We start from the raw sequence: 26369 nt of genomic DNA on the forward strand, positions 1-26369 counted from the left end.
CCGTGCCTATGACAAAAGAACCGCCACTAAAACTGGTGAACAAACCGGCCCCGCAGACAAGAACCGACACACAAACAAACGTTAACAGGGCAATGTCGACCATACCACAGGCTCCAGAAATCCGGCTCCATCTGCCTGTTCAATTGGGGCGAAACTATGGTCTTTGGTTGATGGCTTATGGGCTGAACAGGAAAATTTGAACCACAGCCTGCAGGCTCATTCCTCTCCCCGTGGGCGCGATACCGCCCCAAACCGCCCCAGCGCCATCGAAAGCCCACCACATAGGAACCCGCCCAAATGGGTTTCCCATGCCAGCTGGCCGTCCAACGTCCAATACATCACGACATTGATCCCGATCAGCAACAGCAGCGGCCAGATCAGACCCTTTAGCCCGCTTAGGAAACTGTCCTCATGCCAGGCGTCGATCAGGCGCAACCACAGCACCGCTCCGGCCATGCCAAATAAAGCCCCCGACGCCCCCACCATCGGCTGCGTGCCGCGCGACAGCAGCGCATAGCCGGCCGCACCGCCCAACAACCCAGCCAGATAAACAAGACCAAACCGCCATTGCCCCAATATTTCGACCAAAGGCCGCCCCAACGATATCAGCGTCAACAGGTTAAAGCCCAAATGGCTTAGCCCGGCATGGCAAAACCCATAGGTAAGAAACATTGCGAAACGCTGCCCGGGATAGTTTTCCTGCCAGCCCCGTAACAGACCCGGCCAAAAGGCAAAGTTTTGATACATCCGCCCGCGCAGATATCCACCATTGCCCGAAACAAACAGCCATGCCTCTGGCAAGAGGCACAGAATGATCAACCCGACCAACACGGCTGGAAGACGCAGGGAAACGATCATATCAGGCCTATCTTGTCGTAAGGGGGATCACATGATCCCTGCTTAATGCAAGAAATCAAGATCGCGGCTTAAGGTCACAAAGAGCGAATGTGACCGCGCATCCTCACCGATATTGTCATCCGCCAGCCGCGCGCGCAGCCCAGCTTCCAGCTTGGCCTGCCGGGGCAGCGCGCGTTCCCACGCCATCTCTGCATCCACGCGGGTTTCATCAGGACCATCAGATTCATTTGTCAGCGTGCCGATCAGCGAAAAATTCAGCCCCGTGATCTCAGAAAGATCATGTGACACGCCGGCTTCCAACCGTGTCACGGTGATCTCGTTATCATCAGTACTGTTGTAAATTCGGCGCTGGAAATTGAGTGAGAGATCATCACGCCGCAATTCTTTGTTAAGACGCGCAGAACCAATCCAGTTCATCCCGCCCAAATCGCTTTCTGACAAGCCAACCATATATGTGATCTGACCGTCCACCATCTCGCGGGCGCGTTGCATAGATACCTGCGTGCGTTGGCCCGTGCTGGTCGCGATGTTTTGCAAGCCCAGCCGATATTGCCCCAAGCTGTCTTCGCGGATCACATTCAGATTAAAGCCAAACCCGTCTTTGCTGTCATCGCCAACCGTGCGTTCGGTATCGATCTGACTGTAGCTGATCGCCCCCACCAGCGTCAGCACCGCGTTTATCTGCCGTTCGGTTTCCCAGGTAATCCGATTGGTCGCGCGCCGTGTGTCAACGCTATCCTCAACCTTATAAATATCACGGTGCAGCGTCAGCTGATGGCGCATCACTTTGTTGGGCGTCAGGCGCAGGCCGATATCATAAAATTCATGTCGCGATTCTTCATCAGATCTGCTGGGGGAATCGTGATATTTCAGATCTTCCAGGCGGTAATCGAATTTATAGCCGATCGGCTCATCCAGACCGCTCTCTGCGTTGAACTCCAACTGTGTCAGCCCACGTTGGCCAACCCCGTCATAGTCCAAAACAGCACCCGTGGTGTCATCCAGATACACCGACTGATCCGTGACCTTCGTACGGGTATGACGCAAGTTGAAATTGAACCGGCTGCGCGATCCCAAATAGGAATATCCGATCCCACCCGAAGGCAAGAACAGGTCGTCACCATCGTCATCGATGACCCAACGCAAAACCGTACCCAACCGGAAGCTGCTCAGCCGGGTTATCCGCGTATAATCATATGACACCCCGGAGTTCAGTTCGGTGTCTTGATCATCGGCCCCGTCTTGCAAATCCAGATTGCGCCCGGTTTCGACCCCAAGCTGAAAGGAGAGCGCGCTTTGGCTCCCCGTTGCAACGTTGTTATCGGTTTCCTGGGCGAAAACCATCGGCACCAACACAGCACTACCGATACCCGCCGCCAGTGCCGTTTGTTTCAAAAACCACATAGCCGTCTCTTCCTTACAGCCCCCTGCTGACTGGGGGTCTTATTCAAACAGCCGGCGTTCAGGAACGGTGATCACATCCCCATCCGTCAAAAGCGTCGCGCCCGACAGGCCTGTGCGGTTCTTATAATCGAACAGATAAATCTGCTCGGTCTGGCTGGAAGGATCCATCCGGTGCAGCTCAACACGTTTGGTTGCAGCAAACCGGGTAAATCCGCCCGCCTGCGCAATCGCCTGCAGCAAGGTGATGCCCTCATCAACCTCCAGCAAGCCGGGGCGATTGATTTCACCCATCACATAGATTTTGCCCAAATCATCCAATTCTTCGCCCGGCTCGGCCAATTGCACAACGCTGACATAGACCGATGGCGGGTTGGCAAATTCATTCGCAAGACGGTTGATCAGCGCCTGACGCACTGCCTCTACCGAATTTCCTGCAACCCGGATCGTGCCCGCGCCGGGAAATGTCAGCGACCCGTCAGGCAGCACCAGCACCGTCCGGTTCAAGGAATTATCTTCCACCACCTCAACCTGCAGCATATCGCCGGGTTGAATGGCATAAGCGGCCTGTGCGGCGACGGGAATCACCCACAAAGCCAGCGCAAAAAATGCAGATACGATTCTGGACATGCCTCACCCAAGATTATTGTCAATTTGCGACAACCCTACCCAATCACGCGGAAATGACAAAGCCATCTGAATTTCAATCAGGCAAGCCATCGCCGAGTGACGCGGAAAGGTCGCACTTTGGGCATGACGCTCAGCGCAAAAGCGCCTCTTGTGCCGATTGAATGGCACGTTCCAACCCAGGATAGGCCGTGGCGCCGCCATCAATCAGCATCTGCGCCCGGGCATATTCCGCCTGTGCGGCCTCTTGATTGCCCGATGCCGCCTGGGCGCGCCCCAGATGATAGGCCACCGAGGGATCTTGTGGCAGGCCCTGGGCGGCAGCGATCAGCTCTGGCAAGGCGACCTCTACGTTACCACGCCGAAAGGCCAGCCAGCCATATGTATCGCGAAACGCGGGCTCGGTCGCGCCATTCAGCCTGCGCGCCACCACCCAGGCCCGTTCCAGACTGGCCTCATCGGCACGGGTCGCAGCCAAAAGGCTGGCAAGGTTATTGGCCACGATCGTATCGCTGCTATCAGCCGCATAAAGTTTTTCATAAATTGCAATCGCGGCTTCGATATCGCCATCGCGCTCATCTTGCCCGGCCTGCATCATATTCAAACGCCGGCTGTCGGGCAGCGCCTGAACGGCGGCGCCCAACGTCTCACGCGCTTTTTCACCCTCGCCTGCGCGCATCTGCAACACATAAAGCATGGTCCAGGCCGGCTCAAAATCACTATGCGTTTGTATCAGCTTCGACAGCCGCTCACGCGCAGGGGCCGTCTGATTATTGGCCGCATCAATCTGGGCCAGCAAAACGGCAACCTGGGGCGCATCAGGATAGGCATTTTCCAATGCCATCGCCTCATTGCGCGCCTGTGTAATATTGCCCGATTTCACGGTATTGCGGATAACAGCAATCTGCGCGCCCAGATCGCCGGCCGATTGATCGGCCAGTGTTTTTAAGAACACATCCAATTCATCATTGCGCCCCAACCCGGCCAACATCTGCGCCTGCAGCTCATCTGCCAGTGCCTGACCACGTTCATCAGGGAAACGGCTGCGGATCGCGGCCACATCCTGACGCAGACGGCCCCAGTCTTTCATTTGCAAATGCACCCCTGCCAAGGTCTGCAACAGGGCCATATTCTGCGGTTGACGGCGCAGCGCATCAATCAAAATGGTTTCCGCCGATCTGAATTGCGACTGGCTGGACAGATATCCGACATATTGCAGCGATTCCGCCGCCCCCTGATTGGAGGCCTCTACCGCGCGGGCCAACATATCCGCCATAAGCTGCGTGCGACCTTCACGTTGATAGGCCTGCGCCATCAAGGTCATCGCCTGCGCATCTGTCGGGTCATTGGCTAAAGCCGCGCGCAGGGTCAAAACCGCCTCTTCGGTCTGATCATCCGTAATCAGCCAGGCAGCTTTCATCTTCAATGCGTCAGATTGGCCGGCATCCTGCGCCAGCACCTCTTCAACCAGCGCCTGCGAGCCGACAGGATTGCCGCTGGCCTGCCGCATCCGGGCCAATTGAATGCGCACCCGGTTGATTTCTTCTGACGGCTCGGCCCCCTTCAGCAAATTCTCCAGATCCGACATTGCCGCATCCTCATCACCCAAGGTGAAATCCGCCCCCGCCTTTAACGCACGAAACACGGTTTCATTGGCGGAAATATCAGCCGGTGCCGGAGACTGGCTAAGCATATCGGTCAATGCATCACGCATCACGGCAGGGCTGTCCAATTCCGCTAAGAAACGCAAATATAAGATCCGTGCCTGCGGATCGTCGTCTTGCGGATCGATCTGATCCAACAGCCAGCTGCGCGCCTCATCGCTGCGCCCCTCGGTCAGGTAAAACTGCACCAGAACCCGGCCCAACTCCTCATCTTCGGGCCATGTGTCAATCATCGAACGGATCTGCGCCTCGGTCTCATCGGTGCGGTTCAAACGCCCCAAGACCAAAAGCCGCACATTGTTCAAGTCCCGGTCCTGCGGCTGACGTTCCAACCCGGCATCCACCACCGCCAGAACCTGTTCCAGGCGATTTTGTTGCAATAGATTGGCAATCACCACCCGGCGCGCACGTAGCGCCCCCGGATCCGCATCCAAAAGCGCCTGTGCCCGCGCCGCCGCTCGATCCATCTGCGCGGTGTCGCGCGCCATGGCTGCCGTGCGATAATCCAGCACAACCTGCGCTGCCAGAAGCTGTGGATCATCGGGCGCCAATTGCAAGGCCGCGGCCCCGTAGCGCGCCGCATCATCCCATGCCAACACATCCAGTGCAATCAGAGCCATCTGGCGGTTGGCAATCAGATTATCCGGGTCGGCCTCGGCAATCTGGCGATATTGGCCAAAGGCCTCGGTTTCGCGCCCGGCGGCAATCAGCTGTTCGGCCAACAGGCTGCGGGCTTCTTGCAGGTCATCGTCTTTTTGCAGCGCATTGCGCAGTTCAACAATCGCACGGGGGGTGTCGCCTTGGGCAATATAGCTTTGTGCCTGTGCCAGATGTTTGGCAGCCTGCTCTTCAGCTGAATCACACCCTGAAATCATCAGTGCAACACAAGCCGCCAAAATAATTTTATTCAAAGCGTCACCCACAACTGGAAAATCCGTTGCGCCTAACATGCCCCGATTTTCCAACATATTACAACAGTTGCGCATATCCCGACAATCACGGAATATGCGTTATATTGATGTCTATTTTTCCAAATTTTGCATAAGCAAGCAGCCAAAATCAACACGACCCGAAAAAAGATTACAGCAAGACAGGGGTTTAATTGAAATCATATTGTATTACCCTGCCCCAAAGGGTTTATCTCCCTATAAGACCGTATAACTATAAGACAGTATGAAACCTTCTGCTCCGGGGCCTGGTGCCTATCAGTGCAATGAAAGCCCAATAGTTCCCTGATGGCTGATTCCGACCTTTACGCACAGTATTTTGGGCTCACCGAACGCCCATTTACCCTTCTGCCCGACCCGTCGCTGATCTATTGGTCCGCGCAGCACAGTCGGGCACTGACCGTTTTGCGATACGGGCTGATGTCGCGCGCTCCAGTCACATTGGTATCGGGTGAGATCGGATCGGGCAAAACCACATTGGTTCAGGCGATCTTACAAGAAATGGATCAGGATCTGACCGTAGGGTTGATCTCCAACGCTCAGGGCGGGCGCGGCGAATTGCTGCAATGGGTGTTGAATGCCTTTGACGTGCCAGCCCAGGATGGACCGACGGATTACGTCTCGCTGTTTCAGCGTTTTCAGAATTTTCTATTGTCAGAATATGCTGCCAACCGCCGGGTTGTCTTGATTGTTGATGAGGCACAAAACCTGTCCTCCGAAGGCCTGGAAGAGGTCCGGATGCTGACCAATATCAACTCCAACAAAGATGAGCTGATCCAGCTGATCCTTGTCGGCCAACCAGAGCTGCGCGACATTGTTCGCGCCCCAAATATGCGCCAGCTGGCGCAGCGCGTCGCTGCAAGCTTCCATCTGGGCCCGCTGAGCGAAACAGATGTGCTGGCCTATATTGCCCATCGGTTAAAGGAATCAGGGGGCACAGGCGAGGAATTTCAGCCTGCTGCGTGCAGCCTCATTCACGCCCATACCGGAGGCGTTCCGCGGCTGATCAACCAGCTTTGCGATTTTTCCATGCTTTATGCATGGAGCGAAGACGAAAACGTCATCACAGTTGCTATCGTAGAATCCGTCTTGAAAGATGGTGTCTTCTTCGGCGATACAGGAATGGAACCGACCCCATGAACTCCGATATTCGTTTCTATTTAGCCTTGTTTTGGCGGCGTTTACCGCTGTTCATGTTGGTTTTCATCCTGTGTTCGGTGACTGGGATTTTGGCCGCCTTGACGCTGCCGCCTGTCTATCGATCACAGATGCAGCTGGTTGTGGAAAGCTCGCAGATCCCGGACCGGCTGGCCACATCAACGGTCACGACACCGGCCGAAGAACAGTTGCAACTATTTGAAACACGGCTGCTAACGCGTGATAATCTGTTGGATGTGGCGCGCAAATTGAATGCTGTGCCCGAACAGGCGGAAATGAGCCCCGATCAAATCGTGCGGGCAATGCGGGCCAATACGTTGATCAAATCCTCCAGTGGGCGCAATTCAGCCACAACCATGTCGCTCAGCTTCGATTCGCCCTCGCCCCAGATCGCCGCCAATGTGCTGAATGAATATCTGACCTTCATCCTGGCTGAAGACGCACAATATCGCACCGGGCGCGCCAACCAAACACAGGAATTCTTTGAAAACGAAGTTGCCCGCCTTGGCACCGCCATGAGCGCGCAAAGCGGCCGTATTTTGGAATTCAAAACCGCCAATTCCGATGCCTTGCCCGAAAGCCAGAATTATTTCCAATCGCTGCAGTTGAATTATCAAAACCGCACCACACAGATTGACCGCGATATTGCAGGTTTGGAAAAGCAGAAAATGTCTCTGCGTCAGATCTATGAAGCCACCGGTCAGGTGTCGTCGATCCGCTCACAAATGAGCCCGCAAGAACAACGCATTCAGGATCTGCGCAATGAATTGGCCGATATGGAAGCCGTCTATGCCGCAGACAGCCCGCGCGTCACGGTGTTAAGAAAACGCCTGTCGCAGATGGAGGCCAATTTGGGTGGCGGCGCAAATGATGATACGCCAAGCGACCCGGGCGAGGCCGTGTTTAACCTGCAAATCTCCGATATCGAAAGCCAGATTGAACAGCTGCAAGATGAACGTGATTATTACAATTCCCAGCTGAAAGATGTGCAAGACGCATTGGCGAAAATCCCGGGCAATACAATCACTCTGGGGGCGCTGGAGCGCGATTACAAAAACATCCAGGATCAATATAATGTGGCTGTAGACCGGCTGTCGCAGGCCTCGACCGGGGAACGGATCGAAAGCCTGTCACGCGGCCAACGGGTCAGTGTTGTCGAGCAGCCCTCGGTGCCATCTGAACCGATCAAACCGTCGCGCAAGAAAATCGCAGCCGCCGGGATTTTGGGCGGGATCATGGCCGGGTTGGGTTTGATCGCGGTGCTGGAAATGCTGAGCACGACGATCAAACGGTCCTCGGATTTAAGCCGCGCGCTGGATATCACGCCGCTGGCCACGATCCCCTATCTGACCACAAAGACCGAAAGCCGGCGCCGGCGCACACGCCAGATTGCCCTGACTGCAGGGATCGGCATCGCCATTCCGGTGGCGGTCTGGGTCATTCATTCCTATTATATGCCTTTCGAAGTGATCGCTCAGAAGATCGCCCAGAAGATCGGCCTTTACATCTGACGGGACGCCCATGGAAAAGCTTCAAAAAGCCCTTGAAAAAGCCCGCGCGAACCGGGTCAGCCACAAGGCAGGCCCTGCGGCCAACAAGACTGGCGCAGAGCCCGAACAAACGCCAAACGAGGTATCGGACCTATGGGCGGATCTGACGGAACTGAAACTGGATCCCAAGGTGCTGATGCAAAACCGTATCGTATCGGGCAACGGTCGCGCGGACAGCACACATTACGATCTGTTACGCACAAAGCTGCGCGAAGAATCCCGCCGCCGCGGATTTTCCAAGATCGCCATCGTATCGGCCGGGCCTGGGGCGGGCAAAAGTACGACCGTGGCCAATCTGGCGTTTTCCTTTGGCCGCCTGCCGTTCATGCGCACGTTGGTGTGTGACTTCGATCTACGTCACCCTTCGTTGCACCGGTTATTGGGGCAAACCCCTGCCGCCGATATGGGCGCGGTGATCAATGACGATTTTGCCTTCAAAGACCATGTGCTGCGCCACGGGAATAATCTGGCCTTTGGGATGAACCGTTCCTCTGTGGCCAACCCATCGGAATTGCTGCAAAGCGACCGCACACAAGATTTCCTAGAGGCGGTTCAGGCAACGTATCAACCCGATCTGATGCTGTTTGATATGCCGCCCTTCCTTTTGGCCGATGACACGCATGGGTTTCTGCGCCAGGTCGATGCGGTGGTTCTGGTCATCGAGGCCGAGGTCACACCGCGCGCGCAGATTGATCTGGTGGAACAGAAATTGTCAGAATTGACGACAGTTTTGGGCATCGTTTTGAACAAATGCCATTTCCCCGATGAAAGCGACGCCGCCAGCTATAGTTATTACTAAAGCTTGCCGCCCCGACATATGACACAAGCGTCCAGTTTTGGGTGCCTGTGTCATATCGGTATTGCCCGGATCCCTGTGACCGGGGCCGCAGCCAACTGGGTCATTTATATTCAATCAGCCCGGCACGGCGATTGCTGATCCGGCGCAGATGAAATTCCAGCACGCCGATGGCTTCGGGAAATTTGCTTAATGTTAGCAAGGCTGCATGTTCCCAAGCCACACGCCCGCCCCCTGAACGCCGCGACAGGCGCAACACCTGTATCGGATAGATCAGCACAAGACCAAGCGCCCAGGGCGTCACGATCACTGCCGCCAGCACAATCAGCAACGGCAACACCGCCCCCCAGGCCAGCGCACGACGGGTCGGCGTCACATAATGGCGCCACGGCGCTTCGCCATGCATATGCGCCCCTTCGGCAAAGGCATGACCTGCGCGGCGCGCACGTTTCCAAAATTGCGACAGCTGCGTCATGGCGGCATCATGCAGGGTCATTTCTGCGTCCAACCGCCAGATTTTCCACCCCGCCTTGCGCAGCCGCACACACATTTCAGGCTCTTCGCCCGCGATCAGGGTCGGATCATACCCACCAACCTGGGCCAGCGCATCCAGCCGCATCAAGGCATCGCCCCCACAGGCATCGGCCTCGCCCACCGGCGTATCCCATTCCCGGTCACAATGCGCGTTATAAAGACTGGCCTCGGGGTGGCGTTCACGCCTGCGCCCACAGACAATGGCCACATCCGGATGGCTGTCCAAAAAGGCGCACGCGCGTGCCACCCAATCGGCGCGCACCTCACAATCGCCATCCACCAGCTGCACATAGCGCAGATCCGGGGCCAATGCGCGCAACCGCTCCAGCCCCGCATTGCGCGCACGCGCCGCGGTGAAGGGCTGGTTCATATCCAGCTCCACCACGTCAACCCCGCGGGCGCGGGCCATTTCGCGCGATCCATCACGTGATCCGCTATCCACATAGACCAGCTGCGCCAGATCCGACAATGATGCCAAACAGGCCACCAATCGTGCGCCCTCATTGCGACCAATCGCAATCGCACCGATCTGCTGCACTGCTGTTTGCGGCGCAACAGGGTCTAAAACAGGCTCTGAACCAGCGTCAGGCATTCTTGCGATCCTTCAGTAACGGCACCATAACCTGCGACCAGAAATCCGAAAAGAAATTGAGCGGTGCATGCGGATTTTGTCCGCGTATTTTGGCCAGCGGCACATTGATCGCAGCCCCGGCCATCCACGCAAACCCCGTCAAAAGAGCGCCCCCCCGGCCCATGCAGACCTGGTGGTAATGGCGCCAGCTATCATACCAATAGGCCGGACGGGCGCGACGTTCTGGCCGGTTGACCTGCACCTGCGTCGCCACACCTTCGGCATGTAACACCCGCGCCTGCGGCAGATGCCAGACATGATATCCCGCCGCCTGAATGCGGTACATCAGCTCGGTTTCCTCAAAATACAAAAAGAACTTTGGGTCGAATGTGCCAACCTTGCGCAGCACATCGCTGCGCAGCATCACCGCCGCCCCTGACACCCAATCAACCCCACCCGCCTTGGTATTGGGCGGCAAAGCCACGGCGGCACGTGGAAACATTCGTGCCAAGGGACCGAAATTCACCGCATGCACAAAGCTTGCTGCGGGCGAAAAGAACCGAAACGCCGCGCTGACAGGCTCTCCGCTGGGCAGGGAAATTGCCGCCCCCGACGCGCCAACCAATGGATTATCATCCATGAACTTCGCCAGAACATCCAGCGCTTCATTTTCCAATGTCGCGTCAGGGTTCAGCAAAAATATGTAGCGCGGCGCATCAGGGCGCACCAATAGCGCATCGATCACCACATTGTTTCCACGTCCAAATCCATGATTGACCGTCTGCGGCCAAAGCGTGACCTGATCCCCCCAACCGCGTTCGGCATGGGTGCTGGAAAATTGTTCAGCATCCGTCCCAGGTGATGCATTATCCAGCAAATGCACCTCGACCGATCGCCCCCCGTGGCTGCGTGAGATCACGCTCTCAACCGCGGCGATAGACAAATCCGGAGTGCCATAATTCACAATTATTACCGCAATTTCAGCCATTAAATCAAAATTCCCACCACAACCCAATCTTCACCTGCCAGCATGCCTGATATATGGCAGCGGAACAAGAATGCGCGGGAAACTGCATTTGCCCCTCGATTTTTCCCACTGAACATGGAAGCTTCGGAGCCGAAAGCAAAAATTGTGAACGTATAAATGCCCAATCCTATCGCCTATCTGGCCCTTTTCGGCTGGCCCTTTGTGACATGGCTGCTGTTTCGCCGGTTTTCGATCCAAAAAGCGGCGATCCTCTCGGTGATTTTGGGCTATTTGTTCCTGCCGACGCGACCGTCGATCGATTTGCCTATTTTACCGCCATTCAACAAATTTTTGATCCCGTCGCTTTCGGCGCTGGTCTTCGCCTATCTGCAGACCCGTGCGCAACATCAGGCCGAACAGCGGATGATGCGCCGCAATGGCGAACGCCCGCCACGCAGCGCCCGCCGCGCACCGCGCAGCCGGGTACAAAAGATCGTTCTGGTCGTGATGGTTCTGATGCTGACCATGCCCGTGCTGACATGGGCGACAAACCGCGAACCAATGATCGATGGCATAGTCTATATTTCTGGTCTGCGGCCCTATGATATTGCATCGCTGTCACTGGCCACACTGGTGATGCTGGTGCCGTTCTTCGTGGGGTATTTGTATTTAAAGGGCCGTAACGCACAATTGCTCTTGCTGCGCACCCTGGCGTGGAGCGGGTTGGTATATTCTGTGCTGGTGATGTTTGAATCACGTTTCAGCCCGCAGCTGAATGTCTGGATCTATGGGTTCTTTGGCAATGATTTCGCCCAGCATATGCGCCAGGGCGGATTTCGCGCCATCGTATTTTTGGAGCACGGGCTTCGGGTCGGGATTTTCCTATGTATGGCCGCTATGGCCTGTGCGGTTTTGTCATGCAGCGCAGACACCAACAAAGGCCGTCTGCGCTGGCTGGCGGCCACGGCCTGGATGGTTCTGGCACTGATTTTGTCAAAAAACATCGGCGCCTTTTTGATTGCCATTACCCTGTTACCAATCATCTTTCTGACCTCGCGCAAGATCCAAAGCCTTGCGGCCCTATGTATCGCAGCGCTGGTCCTTATCTACCCGTTGGCGCGCGGGGCCGGATTGGTTCCTGTGAATGAAATCACGTCTTTCATGTCACAATATTCTCCTGAACGCGCCGGATCGCTCAATTTCCGTCTAAGCAATGAGGACACATTGCTTGAACGTGCCAATCTGAAACCCTTGGCAGGTTGGGGCGGTTGGGGGCGCAACATGTTATATGATCCCGAGACAGGCAAAAACACCAGCATCACCGATGGCCGTTGGATCATCGTTATCGGCAGTTTCGGCTGGATCGGGTATCTGGGCACCTTCGGGCTGTTATGTCTGCCGGTAATTGTCTTAGGAATGCGTGCCCGCCGTTTCCAATTGGATCTGGTCGATTCCGGCCTATTGCTGATCGTGGCTGCCAATCTTCTGGATTTGTTGCCAAATTCTTCAAGCATGCCGCCTTTGTGGATCTTGGTCGGTGCGCTTTGGGCACAATATGATCAGGTTCAAACCGCAACCACAAAAACACGCCACAACCGGCCCAGGGCCGCATCCTCGCGCGAGTCTACCGCCTCGGGATAATGCCCGTATTCTTTGTGAAAGCATTTTTTGATGTCCATCACCGCAGTCCCATCATGTTCCCGACCGCGTCCAATGCCGGTCCATAGACAAGAGTTGGATAGGATCAAAACCATATCCGTTTTTGGGGGATTATCGGCGCATCTTTTACCACTGGGACCTGGCGCATCGCATTCGGATCCGGCCGCAAAACGATCTTATGCACTCTATGTCTGGCCTCTGAGCACCGCACATGGTTTCATGAACACCCAATCGAGATGGCTGCGCAATTTCATCAAGCGTTCGCTGTCGTTTCTGGCCATATTCGCGTTGGCGCATCTGTCGACATATCATTTCGAAAACCGCTTCACACGCTGGGCAAAACGGATCACCTGATAATCGCTATGACACAATCACATTCCCTCCCCCCGATTGCATATCTGACGGGCGAATATCCCAAGGTTTCGCATACGTTCATCCAACGCGAGATTACAGCCCTGCGTCATGCAGGCTGGACGGTCGAGGCCTGCACCGTGCGCCGCGCACCAGCCAAGGATGTGGTCGGACAAGACCAACGCGACGAGCAAACAGGCACATTTTGCATCCTGGAGGCGGCAAAATCCCCCGCCCGGCTGATCAAGGCGCATATGCAGATGCTGCGCCGCGATCCAAAACGCTGGATCTCCAGCCTGAAATTGGCATGGTCCACGCGCCCGCCCGGGCTGAAGGCCGGGCTGTGGCAGATGTTCTACTTCTTAGAAGCCGGCGTATTGTCACAACATCTTTTGGACCGGGGCGTGCGCCATCTGCACAATCATTTCGCCAATTCCAGCTGCTCGGTGGCGATGCTGACCTCGGAAATGTCGGGCATTCCATTTTCGGTTACCATGCATGGGCCTGCGATCTTTTTTGAACCGATGTGGTGGCGCATTGACGCAAAAATTGCGCGCGCAGCTTTTGTATCCTGCATCAGCCATTTCTGCCGCAGTCAGGCAATGTTCTTTTCCGACACCCAGCATTGGTCAAAACTAAAGATCGTGCATTGCGGGGTTGAACCCGAAAACTATGGTCGCGACCCGCATGCTGCGCCGGGCAAAGAAGTGATCTTTGTCGGGCGGCTGTCGGCGGTCAAAGGCGTGCCATTGTTGATCGAGGCATTCGCCCGTATCCACGCCGACCATCCCGATGCGCGCCTGTCAATCGTCGGGGATGGCGATACACGCGCCGAATACGAAGCCCTTGCCGCCGCATGTGGTGCAAAAGATTCAATCGCATTCCTGGGCTATCAATCCAGTGATGAGGTCGCAGCCCTTATGGCGCGCTCCGATGTGCTGGTGCTGGCATCCTTCGCCGAAGGTGTGCCGGTAACATTGATGGAGGCCATGGCATCACGACTGCCCGTGATCGCAAGCCGCGTGGCCGGGGTGTCCGAACTGATCGATGATGGCATATCGGGCTATACGATCCCAGCCGGCGATGTCGATACGCTGACCGCCCGGCTGGACACGCTGTTGTCGGACCCGGATCTGCGCGACCGTATGGGCTGCGCAGGCCGCGACCGCGTAAGCGAGCAGTTCGACCTGCACAAAGAGGCCATGTGGCTGGGGGACATCTTGCACGCCAGCCTGACGGGCACATTGCCGCCAACCCTGCGTCCGCCGTTGACACCGCCGACCCCATAGACAGCGTGATTTTGGGCCGTGATCACATTTCCGGCCCAAATTCCGACCGATCACCCTAAGTATATATGTTTCAGCAATAACCTCACTATGGAGATCTCTGCCACGGCCAATGGTGCTTTGGTCATCCAGATTTTCGCCGCACGCGCAGCATACTCATGTCACACGCCCCCCGACCGTCGGCCATAAGCGCGCTTTGAGACAGAACCGTCAAATCTGTGCCAGATTATACGGTAAGACAGCCGGTCCTACCAATGCCCCGCGCCCTGTCCGCGTGCCATCAGACGGCGCGCGCGCAGATAGACAATCGCATCCAATCCAAAACCAAGCGCGGTGATCACCATGCGTTTTGGCCGCCATTTATCGGGCAGCCCCCGCCAGCGGCTCAATCGTTTGGTCAGGAAATGCCGCGGCACATAGCCCGAGGGGCTGGGCAGTTTTTCCGCCAGATACCGCGCCAGCCAATCTGGGTCGCCAGCCACCTGTGCCAGTCGCGCGGACACGCCATCAGGGCCACGCCCATTAAGATCCGAAAACACCACATCATTGATCGCCCCCCCTATGACGATCCGGGTCTGATGACGGATCAACGCACCCAGATTGCGCTCAGAAGCATATACATGGAACAGCCCATCGCGCCCATCCAGACGGTTCAGATCCCGCGTGGTCTGGAACCGATTGGTTTGCACCATGGCGCGCACAAACCCGTCTTCGACCGGCAGGCCAATGGGCAAATACAAATTGCGCGCGACATCTGCACGCAGCAGATACAGCTGTCCGCAAATCGACCCTTTCCAGTCATCCAACCCCCCTCCGGCCATCGTGATGACCCGGTCCAAAGGCCCCCGGATCAACGACGGATCATGCGCCAGATCCTTGACCGGACGGCTGGAGGCCCCCGACAGATCCGGCCGGTCGAGCAAAAACTGCAGCAACTGACGCAGCATATCTGGCTGTGGGATCGTTATATCTGCGTCCAGGAACAAGAAGACCTCTGCCTCCTGTCGGCTCTGTTCATGCACAAAACGGTTCCATGTCCGCGATTTTCCGCCATCTGTAAAATCATGTACACATACCTGCGCGGGTGGCAGATGCGCCAGCACCCTACGGGCAATATCAGCCGTATCATCACTGCATCCATTGGCCAGCACATGCAGCTGTATAGAGATATCAGGATCCGTGAAAATATCCTGACGCAGCAAATCATGCAGCATATCGGCCAGCCCGGCCGCCTCATTATGGGCGAAAACCCCGATATCCAGATAACGCTGCATGAAAAACCCGTTCTTGAAACCTATCCATCCACTGTGGCCAAAGGCCGAGGCCAACTCAAGCGGCGATGCCTAACCTCGCGGCCCGCAAGTTAAAAAAACCCAATACGCCCGCTTATACAACAGAACAGGCCTTGCCACCGGGGACCGAAGCCGCCACCACTATTACAACAGCTTTGAAGGTCAGATATAGTGACGGCTCAACGTTTTCTTTTTCTTTGCCCTGATATTTCAGGGCCTGCCGGTGGGGCGGCTGTGATCTATGATATGGTCACAACCCTGCGCGATGCGGGCCGCGATGCGGCCGTGGTCCATGGTCATGCCGGTGGCCACTATCCCGATTACCCGACACAGGTGCCGCGTTTTTGGGATGATCGGCTGCTGCGTGGCCGCCACCACCATACGCGCCGCGCACGTGGCCATGCCAAGCTATATCTGGCACAGGCGCGCAATCAGCTGCGCAAAGGGGACAATCCCAAATTGGACCTGCGCCGGACAGATGTGATCATCGTGCCAGAGCTGTGGCTATCAGATGCGCTGTCGGCCTATCCTGATCAGACCCTATGCGGGCTTGTTCAAAACCCGTTCTACCTGCTGGACGCCCATGCCACAGCACAAGCGCGTGGTCAGGATCTGTCCCGGCAGATCCACACCTTCCTCAGCACCTCAGATATTTGCCACGATCATCTGGACCTGATCGGTGCGCCAACACCGCTCAAATTTCGTGTCAGCATGCATCCAGACAAAATCCCTTTCGTAGACACGAAAGACGCCCTAATCACCTATATGCCGCGCAAACGCCCTGATATGGCCCGTCTGATCCATCAGGCACTGGAACGCCGCGGACAGTTGCAGGGGTTCAAGCTACAAGCGCTGGACCATATGCCCCGCACCCAAGTCATTGAACATCTGGGGCGCAGCCAATTTTTTATCTCACTCATGCATCACGAAAGCCTGGGCTTTCCGGCCGCCGAAGCAATGGCGGCAGGCTGTGTGGTCATCGGGTTTGACGGGCTGGGGGGCGCGGAATATTTCGACCATGATGTCGGCTTCCCGATCCCCGAAGGCAATGCATTTGGCATCGTAGCACAAGTGGAACAGGCCATTGCAGCATTGCGCCTCGATCCGCATTGTTTTGATACATTGCGCCAACGTGCCGCCCACCGAATTCAAGACCGCTATCCGACCTCTGGCTTTCAGGCCGGGGTTCTGGACTGCTGGGCCACGCTGGAACGGAATTTAAGCAATAACAGGGTCTGACCTGACAGGTGTTACAAGCAGATCTTATATGTCATTGGCACCGGGCGTGACCCGGCTGTGATGGCCACTACCCGGCCCCGAAGGTACTGGCCAAGAATACCCCGACCGCATCACGCCACATCCAGGCGCCTAAGGCCACACCGGTCACGCCCAGCAAAAATGACAGCGCATCGCCCAATGGATCCCACGCATGGTAACGGTTCACCAGCCGTGCCTGATAGGGGTATTGGCAGATCGCCGTCAGACAGGGGGCCAAGATCGCGCCCAGCGTGCCGAAATAATGCACCCCCACCAGCAAAAAGATCAGCTGTAGCACCGCCCCCAAACCAACAAGGCGGAAATGGCTGTTGCTGTCGCCTTGTGACAGGTAGCACCCATCATAAAGCGAGGTCGCGATTTGTGCCGCCATAGACAAGCCCATAAAGATCACCATCGGGCCGGCCATCGCATAGCGCGCATCATACATCCATGAAATCAGCGCCACACCAAATGCGGAAAACACAAAGACCAGCGACATAGAGGCCGCACGCATCAACCGCCGCGCGCGCAGCACTTTGGCCCGGTTGCCCTGGGATTCATGCATCGGAAATTTTCGGTAGATCGGCAATAGAATTTTACTGGCCGCCGCATGCACCAGCAACAACGGGATGCTGGCGACCGTATAGGCGATCATATAAATTCCCAGATCACGCACTGGAATATAGGCACCCAGCACCGCACGGTCACTTTGATTGACAATAAAACCCGCGATTGAGCTTAAAAAGATGAACTTGCCGAAATGGATCAGCTCGGACACCGCTGAGCGGTCCCAATGCAGACGATTGCGTGGCCCAGGCAGGCGGATATGCAACACGATATTGTTGATCACTGGTGCAATCAGCGCGCCGACGACCAATGTCCAGACATCGGGCCAGATCATCGCCAAGACAACGGTGCACAGCATGCCAATGGTCTGCGCGCTTAGCTCGCTCATGACCTGCACACCGATTTTCATGTTTCTATTGGCAACGGCCACTTTGGTGGTGCGGAACCCTTGCACAATCGCAATCAACCCGGCCGAAGGCAACAGCCAGATCAGCCGCGGCTCATCATAGATCTGCGCCGTAGGATAGGCCAAGATCAGCAGCACAACCCATAACAAGAACCCGCGCAAGATCTGAACGGTCCAGGCGGTGTTCAGAAAATCCGGCTCCTCACCACGTTTGTTTTGCATGATCGATGTGTTGATCCCCAGATCAGAAAACATCGTCACACCCGAGATGAAGACATACACAAGTCCCATCAATCCGAAGGCTTCGGGAAATAAAATCCGTGTCAGGATCAGGTTGGACACAAGGCGCAGAACATTTTGCCCACCAAACCCGATGGCCACCAATGCCGAGCTGCGCAACGAGGCCGCCCGCGTGCTGTCTCCGCGAAACGCATTACGAATACCGGTAATCACGGAAACCTCTCTACGGTCAGGTCAAGATTGCTTTTGCCATAGCGTGTTTACCACGGCCCTGCCAGCAACGATGCGCCCAATTTAGTTTTGAACGCCATCAAAGACATAGACGAAGGCCTCTCCGGGGGGCAGGTCCTGAATATTAAGCACCGCTTGCCCGTCGTGTGATCCCGGCGCCTGCCAATCCGTCTGTGCCAGAGGCTGGGACACCAGCTGCGTTTCATCCGCAAAAGCATTGCTGGCACCATAGCCGCCGGTCATCTGATACCGCGTCACCTGAGCCGCGCTGGCAAATGGCAGATCCACCTGAACTGTGGCATGGCCATTTTGTCCTTTCGGCAGATCGGGCAGCAGGCGCGACAAAACGACCACCATCATCTTATCGCCTTTGGAAAACGCATAGCTTGCCAGCATCGGGGCGCGGCGCTGTGCCGGCCGGTTGACCATTTTGTCCAGCGACATACGCGGCACATCACGCGTATCAACCTGCAACATCTGCGCATCCCCCCCCGCAAGCATGTCATGCCCAATCAGGGCCAGCCATGCCCATGACGGATAGGCCTGACCGCCGTGATACCATTTCGCATGTGAGCTCCACCGTGCCCCGTTTGCAAAGGTGAAATAGTTCTGCACCCGATATCCCTGCTGCGCTTGCAGTAAGAAACTGTCCAATGTGGCCGTGCCCGCCGCCACGCTTTTCATCGCGATTTCTTGCAACCGGTTTTGCTCATCCGAAACCTGACCGCCATTCAAACCATTCATCGCATAGCCCGGACCGGCCTCATATGTGCCTACCGATAGGGGCCGATCACGCTTACGCGACAGGTCTTGGGCGAAATCACTGTATTTTTTGGCATTGGGCCCGCCCATCTGCACGCCAAAGGTCAGCACCGATGACAGACCTGGGATTGATGGGCTGACCGGGCCTTCTCCTTGATCCCAACCGCCAATATATTCTGCATGAGTCAGCTCGGCACTATGTGGGGAATGTTCGGCCGCCTTAAGCCCGTAATCAAACCCGTTAAACCCGCCCAAAACAGGGATCAGCTTTGGCTCTAATGCGGGCCAAAACGGGCTATCGCGCAGGATCGACAAAACATATTCCTGATACATGCCATAGACTGCACCGGGTTCGTACCGGGCACCTGTGGCAGAATCGGTCATGCGCGGGAAAACCCAAGGCCGGAACAAAGTGTTCCAAGTCTCATTTCCGACCTCAAACCGCATATGGTCAAACGCATCAATCCAAGGGGCTGATCGACCCTGTTGCAGCCGTTTTTGCACCCATTTCCCACCATGACCATCAGTTGCAGCACTGGCAGGCGCCGCCAGATATTCAGCCAGTCCCAACCATTCCTCGCGGGAGAAATGCGGCTCGACCTGCAGCCAGGGGTTCATCTTTACCTGATCAATCACCTGCAGGGTCTGGGGCAGCGTATTGCCATTCCACAGGCTGATATTCCCCGCCGGATTGGTCAACTGCGCCAGATCATAGCTACGCCGCCCCGTCTTGATAAACGCATGGGTGCGCAGATCCGACATGCCAGATGCTTCCAGCGCAGCGCGACGTTCGGGCAGCAGCTGCAAGAACCCGGCATCGGCGCGAAAGATCCGCAGATTATCGGCATCCACTGTGCCATTGCCGCTGACCACCACCCCCATAAAGCCCGGCGCATCGCCTTGCAGCAGGGTCGTTGGCTGAAAATCGACACTGTATTTGTGCCAGTCTTCAGTCAAATCAAATGTCGCAGGCAGACCCTTTAATTTGCCATCCATCGGGCCATGAACACGGAACTGCACAGTCATACCCGGCGTACCACGCAGCCAGATCTCGGCGCGGTAGCTATGATCTGGATCCAACACCTGATACCAGCTTTGACCCACGCCCGAATGATTGTAATCGCCGGCAACGAAACTCTGCCCCTGTGCAACGCGCGCATGCACATAGGTGTCGCCGCCATCGGTCACCGGGCTGTCTGCGGTATGGGGGCGTATTTCCCACGCCGGGGTTTGCGACGTTGATGCCCCGTTCCATTGCTGTTCACTGATCCCGCGCGGCGCGAATTTGGATCGCATTTGCCAATTGTTCCACTCCCAATTGCTGATCATCCGCTCACGCGTGCCATCCATCAGCCGCGCGCGCAGCATCACCAGATCGCCTGCGTGAATCGCCGGGCCCGCGCCCTCAAGTTCCCAGCTGAAGCCGGACTGATCTTCAGGCGCATAGTCCGACCGGAACACCATATAGCCCGCAGCCCCCGCCACAGGTTGCCACGACAGCTGCACCGTTTTATCCAGCCGCAACCGCCCTGTCAGACCCTGTGGCGCGCCCAAAGAGGCCTGTGCACCAGCATCGACCTTCACCTTGGTATATTGCGGTTGCACGGTGCCTTTGCCGGGGTCGGTGGGCGCATTCAGCGCCACTGCCTTGGCCGGGGGGGACAACCGCCCCTGATCATCCACCGCTCGCACTGTGTAATAATACGGCACCTTGCTGCGCGCATTTGGTGAAAAGGCCAACTGCAGGGATGTCTGATCAGGTGTCAGCATCCGCCCCGGTGCCAGATTGCGCCAGCCACTGGCATGAAACCCGCCGATGGCAATTTTGCTGCGCCGCACCGATACGAATGATCCATTTTCAATGCGCAGCACCTCGACTTCGGCCCCGTCAAGCGCACCGTCGCGCAGCATAAACCCATCACTCAGCATAGATGGATCCGCGATGATCTGCGTGTCGGACCCCTGTGTGGTGCGCAACATGGTGCGGTAGATCACCGGTTCAAAGCCCTTTGCCCCCGACAGCCTGCTGCCGTTTCCAATGCCCGGGATCGTGGCGGTCAGCCCGGGCAGGTCTGGTGCGATCACCTGTGAGCGGACCGAAAAATGCCCCCGTGATCCGGGCTCTTGTGCCACGGCCGGCAGCCCCGTCACGATCATTGCGGCACAGATCATGCCCCAAAGCCCACCAAGCCTGTATCGAATATTTTGCCAGATCATGAATGGGCTCCTTTCGGGGGCGCATGCAAAACGACCCTGCCGCATCATGTTCGCCATGACTGCACAAAGCCAAATTCAACCGAAGGCTTCCATGACCGGACAGGGTTGTAAATGCATGAGGGGGGCAAAACGCCCCCCTCAATCAACTGTGACAGATTGTCAGACATTCATGCTGTCAAAAGCACCCGCAAAAGATCAGTGGAAGATCCAGTCTGCATCGGCCAAGGTCAGCCCCTGAAAGGTAATGGAGCTGTCGCCATTGGTCAGCACAAGCCCATCATCGGTTTCGCTTAGATGATCGAAGACATTGTCGACACCGTTCATAAAGCTGCCCAGATCCAAAGAATCTTCGGCGCTGAAATCGGTGATCGTGTCATGGCCGATCCCGCGTGAGAAGTAGAACGTATCCATACCCGCACCGCCGGTCAGGACATCGTTATCCTCCAGGCCGAACAGGTTGTCATGACCCTCGCCACCATCCAGCGTGTCCGCGCCTTTACCACCGCGCATCCAGTCATTTCCCGCATCACCGATCAACACATCATCGCCGCCGGCACCGTCAATGTAATCATGCCCTTGGCCGCCTTCAAAGTGATCTGCCCCGCTGCGGCCATTATAGCTGTCATTGCCCTGTGAGCCGATGATCTTGGTCACATCCGTGGTCACATTCCCCAGCAGATCCGCCGTTTCTTTGGCCGAACCGGTCAATGCCGCACCGCCCGCCTCGGCACGGTTTTGGTTGATCGCATAATACTGTGGGCCAACGTCTTGCCCGTTGATGTTGACCGTCACGCCACGGTCTGCATTGAAAAACGCATTTTCTTGCTTCAGGCCAAGTTCCTGGCCCAAAAGACCGTATTTATTGATCGCGGAAATCGCCTGCCCTTCGGTCAGATCAGACAAGTCCACAACACCGGCTTCGCCGGTCTCCTCTGGGGTGGCCTGCACCGCAGAGTCAGGGGCTACAATCAGGTCATCTTCGGGCAAAGGTACATCCGTGCCCGCAAAAATCCAATTTGCATCCGACAAACCATATCCTGCAAAGGTAATGCTATCGGTGCCATTGCTCAGCAGCAGGCCGTCATCCGTTTCTGCCAAAGTGATCGGGTCGCTGTATCCGGTCAAGAAGGTGCCCAGATGCAACGTGTCTTCAGCGGCAAAATCCGTGATCGTGTCATGACCAATCCCACGTGAGAAATAGTAGTGATCGGCCCCTGCCCCGCCGGTCAGCTGATCGTCATCTTCCAACCCATAAAGCTTGTCATCACCGGAGCCCCCCTCCAACGTGTCATTGCCCTTGCCACCGCGCAGATAATCGTTGCCGCCCTCGCCTTCCAAAAGGTCATCGCTGCCCATACCATCCATATAATCGGCGCCATCACCGCCTTGGAAATGATCTGCCGCACTACGACCATCGAAATGGTCATTGCCCTGAGATCCGATGACCTTGGTGACATCCGTGCTGACTGTTCCCAAAATTTCAGCGGTTTCCGTCGCCGACCCTGTCAATAGGTCGCCGCCTGCCACCGCACGGTTCTGGTTGATGGAGTAGTAATTGGCAGACACGTTTTCGCCGTTAAAATCAGCGCTGGCATCACGCGCTGCGGTGAAATAGGCATTTTCCTCCGACAGGCCCAGCTCTTTTCCCAAAAGACCGTATTTATTGATCCCAGAGATCGCCTGCCCTTCGGTCAGATCAGACAGATCCACGACACCGGGTTGCGCCGGGATGGCGGCAACCGGTTCTGGGGCTGGCTCTGGGGTTGGTTCAGGCGCTGCCACCGCCGCTTCGGCCGGGGCGGCAGGTGTCACGACAGAGGCCGTATTTTCTTCGACCGCCGTGCCGCCTGCCACCGCTGCTTGGACCGTCATCACCGCACCAGAGCCAGAGAATTCCAACTCCTCGACGTCATAGATGTAATCCGTGCCATCAGGCCCCACCACCATATAGCCTTCGCCTTCAACCGTGATGGTGTAATCGTCCAACGTGCCCGCCAGGATCAACCGGTCCGTTCCCGCACCACCATTGATCCCATCATTGCCTTCACCGCCGATGATCGTGTCATTGCCGGCCCCGCCAGTCAGGTAATCTTCTTCAACGGTGCCCGCGATCAGGTCATCGCCATCCTCACCGATACGCACCACGCCTTGCATATATTGCTCGCCCCCATTGGCGTCCCACCAGGGTTCAGCAATCGCGTTCAGCTCTTCCAGAAGCTGGGCACGCGGGTTCTCATCCAGCAAGCTGGCATACAGCCCCCACGATCCCCAAATCGTGGCATTATCGACATCGGTATATTGCATAAACGGCCCATCGGACAGTTCGGTCCAGATCTCATAGACCTCCTGATACATCTCGGCCATCTCTGGCGAGCGGACCAGAGCCACCAGAAAATCCTGCAACAGATCCTGATCTGCTGTGCTTAGACCCGCGGTGTTATAAGCTGCGTGAATATGCTGACCGCCTTCATAGGCTACCAGATCCATCCCAAGGCTATGGGCCAGTTCAGACTGGCTTTGCCAGACTTCAGCCAGCGCCGGGATCGAATTTTCGTTTGACGGATCCATGGTCAACGCGACCGTATAGTCAATCGCCGCCTGCAAACCTTCGGTTTTCAGAAGGTTCAGAACGTCTGAACGGCCCTCTGTCGTGCTTAGCGGGTTGGAGCCGAAATAATTGGTGATCGCCAGCTCGTCGAATACGTCAGCCGGATCAACATAGCTATCAGGGTCATTTTCCGCCCAACGGACCGGATCCAAAATCCGCATCGTGCGCCACAGGTTCGGCGCCTGCGTGCTCAGAACATTGACCAGCCGCGCGTCCGCTTCTTGTGCAAAGACATCTTCCCAGATCAAAGCGGATTTCGTGGCCATCATGGTGTAATAGGCATCGGTCGCCATTTCACCGCTCATGCCCCAATTTTCCTGCGCCTGCTCTTTCAGCCAGGCATTGACCGAGAACATCGAATTCCAGGCCTCATTGGAATATTCTACCCGCACTTGCAGATCAGGGTCCAGATTGTCGCGTACATAGGTCGCGAATTCACGAATATACTCTTCGGTGGCAGCATGGGGCATGCAAAACCACGGATCAGTGCCGGTTTCATTGGCCAGACGCACCATATCCTCAACAGACATACTATCGGCGACACCGCGGCTGTCCGAGCTGGGCATATCCTCCCACTCTTCAAGCGTCGAATTATTGGTGCCTTGCCAGTTCATGAACCGCAGCTGGCGCATATCCTCGATCTTTTCGATCCAATCAGGGTTGAAGATCGCACCGGCCTTGAACAGATCGTAATGCTCTTCGGCCACAATGGTCATATCGCGGATATAATCGCCCGTTCCATCGGGATCTGTGGACCGGATATTGACTGAAAACGTGCCCCCGCTACGGTTTTCAAAGACAATCTTTCCGTCCTCTTGTGAAAGGATCGTGGCCCCCCAAATCCCGATCTCTCCTTCGCCCTCATATTCCAGAATATAAACACCTGCACGCAGTTGCGCAGCCTGCGGATCCTCTGTGCTGGAACTGTTCCAATCCCAGATTGTGCCAATCCCGCCCATGCCTTCGGGGATCTCCGTCGGCCAGCCGTTTTCATCCAGAACACCGCTTTCTACGACGGCCTCATGGCTGATAGATCCCCATTGTGTGGCTGAATTGCCAACCCATTTTCGCATTGATTGCATCAGGTCAAGATATTGCGATGAAGTGGTATAATCACCAACCCCGGCCAAATTGATTGCAAGAATAGGGTTTTCATTTCCGACAGCGGGGAGGGTCATGTTTGTGTGTCCATATGTTCAGCCGCAAGGATCGATGCACATAAACAAGCTGTTGCAACGATAACGATTTCGCAAAGGTGGAGGCCTCTGCGCTTGGTGCTGTTATTGCTGCGAAACCGATAAGAACCGCGTTCTCATTAAGGCAAAACAGCGGCAGGTTCTGAAAATTGAATTAGTAATAAAAATTGCACCAAGATTGTGCCGATCTGGAAACATTGCCTAATGAAACGCGAACGTTCTGCGGCGGGTATTGATACACAATAAAAAACCTGCCGCCAAATTGGCGACAGGCGGGCAACGATCAAGCAGATTGGAAAAAATCCGCCTCAGATGTGGTTAATGATTCGTTATGATTTCAACAAACCCGAGAGATATTTACCGTAGCTGGTCTTTTTGAATGTGTCGGCATGTTTCGCAAGCATGGCATCATCAATCCAACCCTGATTATAGGAAATTTCCTCGGGGCAGCCCGATTGCATCCCCTGCCGGGTCGACAAGGTGCGCACAAAATTCCCCGCATCCAGCAAGGACGCATGCGTGCCCGTGTCCAGCCAGGCATAGCCGCGCCCCATCTGTTCAACAGATAAGGTGCCATCGCCCAGATAGCTTTCCAGCAATGTCACGATCTCCAGCTCACCACGGGGTGATTTTTTGACTGCGCGCGCGCGCGCAGGCGCCTCGCCATCCAGGAAATACAACCCCGTCACAGCATAATTCGACGGCGGAACTTCTGGCTTTTCGATGATTTGCTGCACCGTGCCATCTGCATCGAACTTGACCACGCCATAGCGTTCTGGATCGGCCACATGATAGCCAAATACCGTGCCGCCCACCGATTTACTATCGGCCGATTTAAGCATCTCTGGCAAGCCATGGCCGAAGAAGATATTATCCCCCAAAACCATCGCTGACGGGCTACCGGCCAGGAAATCCTCAGCCAAAAGATAGGCCTGCGCCAAACCATCGGGGGATGGTTGTTCGATATAGGTCAGGGCGATACCCCATTGGCTGCCATCACCCAAAAGCCGTTTGAACTGCGGCTGATCCTCTGGTGTCGTGATGATCGCAATGTCGCGAATGCCGGTCAGCATCAGAACCGACAGGGGATAATAGATCATCGGCTTATCATAGATCGGCATCAGCTGCTTTGAAACCGCCATCGTCAGCGGGTAGAGCCGGGTGCCGGACCCGCCGGCGAGGATAATACCCTTGCGTTGACTTTGATCTGCCATATCAAAATAT

17 protein-coding genes are annotated in these 26369 nt (G+C 56.1%); 6 read left to right on the plus strand and 11 right to left on the minus strand.

What is annotated here, in order from left to right:
• Positions 1 to 216: 216 nt before the first annotated feature.
• From BFP70_RS05030 to BFP70_RS05045, 4 genes are all read right to left on the minus strand, one after another.
• On the minus strand, positions 217 to 858 hold the full coding sequence (locus BFP70_RS05030) for a rhomboid family intramembrane serine protease (protein WP_066010285.1): 642 nt from the start codon (positions 856 to 858) through the stop codon (positions 217 to 219).
• A 42-nt stretch (positions 859 to 900) separates the two neighbouring features.
• A complete protein-coding gene (locus BFP70_RS05035; protein ID WP_066010286.1) occupies positions 901 to 2262 on the minus strand; it encodes a hypothetical protein in 1362 nt (453 codons plus the stop codon).
• Positions 2263 to 2301: 39 nt separating this feature from the next.
• Entirely contained in the window at positions 2302 to 2889 is a 588-nt protein-coding gene (locus BFP70_RS05040) for a polysaccharide biosynthesis/export family protein (RefSeq protein WP_066010287.1), read from the minus strand.
• A gap of 130 nt (positions 2890 to 3019) precedes the next feature.
• Positions 3020 to 5500 (minus strand): tetratricopeptide repeat protein, encoded by a 2481-nt coding sequence (locus BFP70_RS05045; protein WP_066010288.1) that lies wholly within the window; start codon positions 5498 to 5500, stop codon positions 3020 to 3022.
• Positions 5501 to 5785: 285 nt separating this feature from the next.
• On the opposite strand from BFP70_RS05045, the gene BFP70_RS05050 reads away from it, so the two are divergent.
• Genes BFP70_RS05050 through BFP70_RS05060 form a run of 3 tightly spaced genes read left to right on the plus strand, consistent with a single transcriptional unit; the run spans position 5786 to position 9004 of the window.
• Positions 5786 to 6637: an ExeA family protein gene (locus BFP70_RS05050; RefSeq protein WP_066010289.1), complete on the plus strand. Its 852-nt coding sequence runs from the start codon at positions 5786 to 5788 to the stop codon at positions 6635 to 6637.
• A complete protein-coding gene (locus tag BFP70_RS05055) occupies positions 6634 to 8166 on the plus strand; it encodes a hypothetical protein (RefSeq protein ID WP_066010290.1) in 1533 nt (510 codons plus the stop codon). Before BFP70_RS05050 ends, BFP70_RS05055 begins: the two co-directional genes overlap by 4 nt.
• A 10-nt stretch (positions 8167 to 8176) precedes the next feature.
• A complete protein-coding gene (locus BFP70_RS05060; RefSeq protein ID WP_066010291.1) occupies positions 8177 to 9004 on the plus strand; it encodes a CpsD/CapB family tyrosine-protein kinase in 828 nt (275 codons plus the stop codon).
• 100 nt (positions 9005 to 9104) lie between these two features.
• On the opposite strand, the gene BFP70_RS05065 is transcribed toward BFP70_RS05060, so the two are convergent.
• Together BFP70_RS05065 and BFP70_RS05070 are read right to left on the minus strand one after the other, a co-directional pair.
• Positions 9105 to 10127: a glycosyltransferase family 2 protein gene (locus BFP70_RS05065; protein WP_083217365.1), complete on the minus strand. Its 1023-nt coding sequence runs from the start codon at positions 10125 to 10127 to the stop codon at positions 9105 to 9107.
• Positions 10120 to 11094 (minus strand): glycosyltransferase family 2 protein, encoded by a 975-nt coding sequence (locus BFP70_RS05070; RefSeq protein ID WP_066010292.1) that lies wholly within the window; start codon positions 11092 to 11094, stop codon positions 10120 to 10122. The genes BFP70_RS05065 and BFP70_RS05070 overlap by 8 nt, the downstream gene beginning before the upstream one ends.
• A gap of 156 nt (positions 11095 to 11250) precedes the next feature.
• Here BFP70_RS05070 and BFP70_RS05075 point away from each other — a divergent pair, with 156 nt between their 5' ends.
• Both BFP70_RS05075 and BFP70_RS05085 read left to right on the plus strand, forming a co-directional pair.
• A complete protein-coding gene (locus BFP70_RS05075) occupies positions 11251 to 12714 on the plus strand; it encodes a hypothetical protein (protein WP_066010293.1) in 1464 nt (487 codons plus the stop codon).
• Positions 12715 to 13094: 380 nt separating this feature from the next.
• A complete protein-coding gene (locus BFP70_RS05085; protein WP_066010295.1) occupies positions 13095 to 14372 on the plus strand; it encodes a glycosyltransferase family 4 protein in 1278 nt (425 codons plus the stop codon).
• Positions 14373 to 14617: 245 nt separating this feature from the next.
• Here BFP70_RS05085 and BFP70_RS05090 read toward each other — a convergent pair whose 3' ends face one another.
• Complete coding sequence (locus BFP70_RS05090; protein WP_066010296.1) at positions 14618 to 15643, minus strand: glycosyltransferase; 1026 nt, start codon at positions 15641 to 15643, stop codon at positions 14618 to 14620.
• Between the two features lie 189 nt (positions 15644 to 15832).
• On the opposite strand from BFP70_RS05090, the gene BFP70_RS05095 reads away from it, so the two are divergent.
• Positions 15833 to 16900, plus strand: coding sequence for a glycosyltransferase (locus BFP70_RS05095; RefSeq protein ID WP_066010297.1), 1068 nt, complete (start codon positions 15833 to 15835; stop codon positions 16898 to 16900).
• 67 nt (positions 16901 to 16967) lie between these two features.
• Here BFP70_RS05095 and BFP70_RS05100 read toward each other — a convergent pair whose 3' ends face one another.
• The 4 genes from BFP70_RS05100 to rfbA all read right to left on the minus strand — a co-directional run bounded on the left by BFP70_RS05100 (position 16968) and on the right by rfbA (position 26359).
• Complete coding sequence (locus BFP70_RS05100; protein WP_083217366.1) at positions 16968 to 18344, minus strand: oligosaccharide flippase family protein; 1377 nt, start codon at positions 18342 to 18344, stop codon at positions 16968 to 16970.
• An 81-nt stretch (positions 18345 to 18425) separates the two neighbouring features.
• Entirely contained in the window at positions 18426 to 21341 is a 2916-nt protein-coding gene (locus BFP70_RS05105) for a hypothetical protein (protein WP_066010298.1), read from the minus strand.
• 195 nt (positions 21342 to 21536) lie between these two features.
• Positions 21537 to 25127 carry a calcium-binding protein gene (locus BFP70_RS21515; protein ID WP_066010299.1) on the minus strand — a complete coding sequence of 1197 codons (3591 nt, stop codon included), beginning with the start codon at positions 25125 to 25127 and terminating at the stop codon, positions 21537 to 21539.
• 347 nt (positions 25128 to 25474) lie between these two features.
• Entirely contained in the window at positions 25475 to 26359 is an 885-nt protein-coding gene (gene rfbA, locus BFP70_RS05115; protein WP_066010300.1) for a glucose-1-phosphate thymidylyltransferase RfbA, read from the minus strand.
• Positions 26360 to 26369 lie beyond the last annotated feature (10 nt).

The organism is Thioclava sp. SK-1, from assembly GCF_001705665.1.
GTDB lineage: Bacteria > Pseudomonadota > Alphaproteobacteria > Rhodobacterales > Rhodobacteraceae > Thioclava.

Bases quoted from the DNA above. Each gene is read 5' to 3' on its own strand.
- BFP70_RS05060 (WP_066010291.1), top strand. From the start codon at position 8,177: ATGGAAAAGCTTCAAAAAGCCCTTGAAAAAGCCCGCGCGAACCGGGTC.
- BFP70_RS05035 (WP_066010286.1), bottom strand. From the start codon at position 2,262: ATGTGGTTTTTGAAACAAACGGCACTGGCGGCGGGTATCGGTAGTGCT.
- BFP70_RS05050 (WP_066010289.1), top strand. From the start codon at position 5,786: ATGGCTGATTCCGACCTTTACGCACAGTATTTTGGGCTCACCGAACGC.
- BFP70_RS05090 (WP_066010296.1), bottom strand. From the start codon at position 15,643: ATGCAGCGTTATCTGGATATCGGGGTTTTCGCCCATAATGAGGCGGCC.
- BFP70_RS05045 (WP_066010288.1), bottom strand. From the start codon at position 5,500: ATGTTAGGCGCAACGGATTTTCCAGTTGTGGGTGACGCTTTGAATAAA.
- BFP70_RS05085 (WP_066010295.1), top strand. From the start codon at position 13,095: ATGACACAATCACATTCCCTCCCCCCGATTGCATATCTGACGGGCGAA.
- BFP70_RS05055 (WP_066010290.1), top strand. From the start codon at position 6,634: ATGAACTCCGATATTCGTTTCTATTTAGCCTTGTTTTGGCGGCGTTTA.
- rfbA (WP_066010300.1), bottom strand. From the start codon at position 26,359: ATGGCAGATCAAAGTCAACGCAAGGGTATTATCCTCGCCGGCGGGTCC.
- BFP70_RS05030 (WP_066010285.1), bottom strand. From the start codon at position 858: ATGATCGTTTCCCTGCGTCTTCCAGCCGTGTTGGTCGGGTTGATCATT.
- BFP70_RS05105 (WP_066010298.1), bottom strand. From the start codon at position 21,341: ATGATCTGGCAAAATATTCGATACAGGCTTGGTGGGCTTTGGGGCATG.
- BFP70_RS21515 (WP_066010299.1), bottom strand. From the start codon at position 25,127: ATGACCCTCCCCGCTGTCGGAAATGAAAACCCTATTCTTGCAATCAAT.
- BFP70_RS05065 (WP_083217365.1), bottom strand. From the start codon at position 10,127: ATGCCTGACGCTGGTTCAGAGCCTGTTTTAGACCCTGTTGCGCCGCAA.
- BFP70_RS05075 (WP_066010293.1), top strand. From the start codon at position 11,251: ATGCCCAATCCTATCGCCTATCTGGCCCTTTTCGGCTGGCCCTTTGTG.
- BFP70_RS05040 (WP_066010287.1), bottom strand. From the start codon at position 2,889: ATGTCCAGAATCGTATCTGCATTTTTTGCGCTGGCTTTGTGGGTGATT.
- BFP70_RS05070 (WP_066010292.1), bottom strand. From the start codon at position 11,094: ATGGCTGAAATTGCGGTAATAATTGTGAATTATGGCACTCCGGATTTG.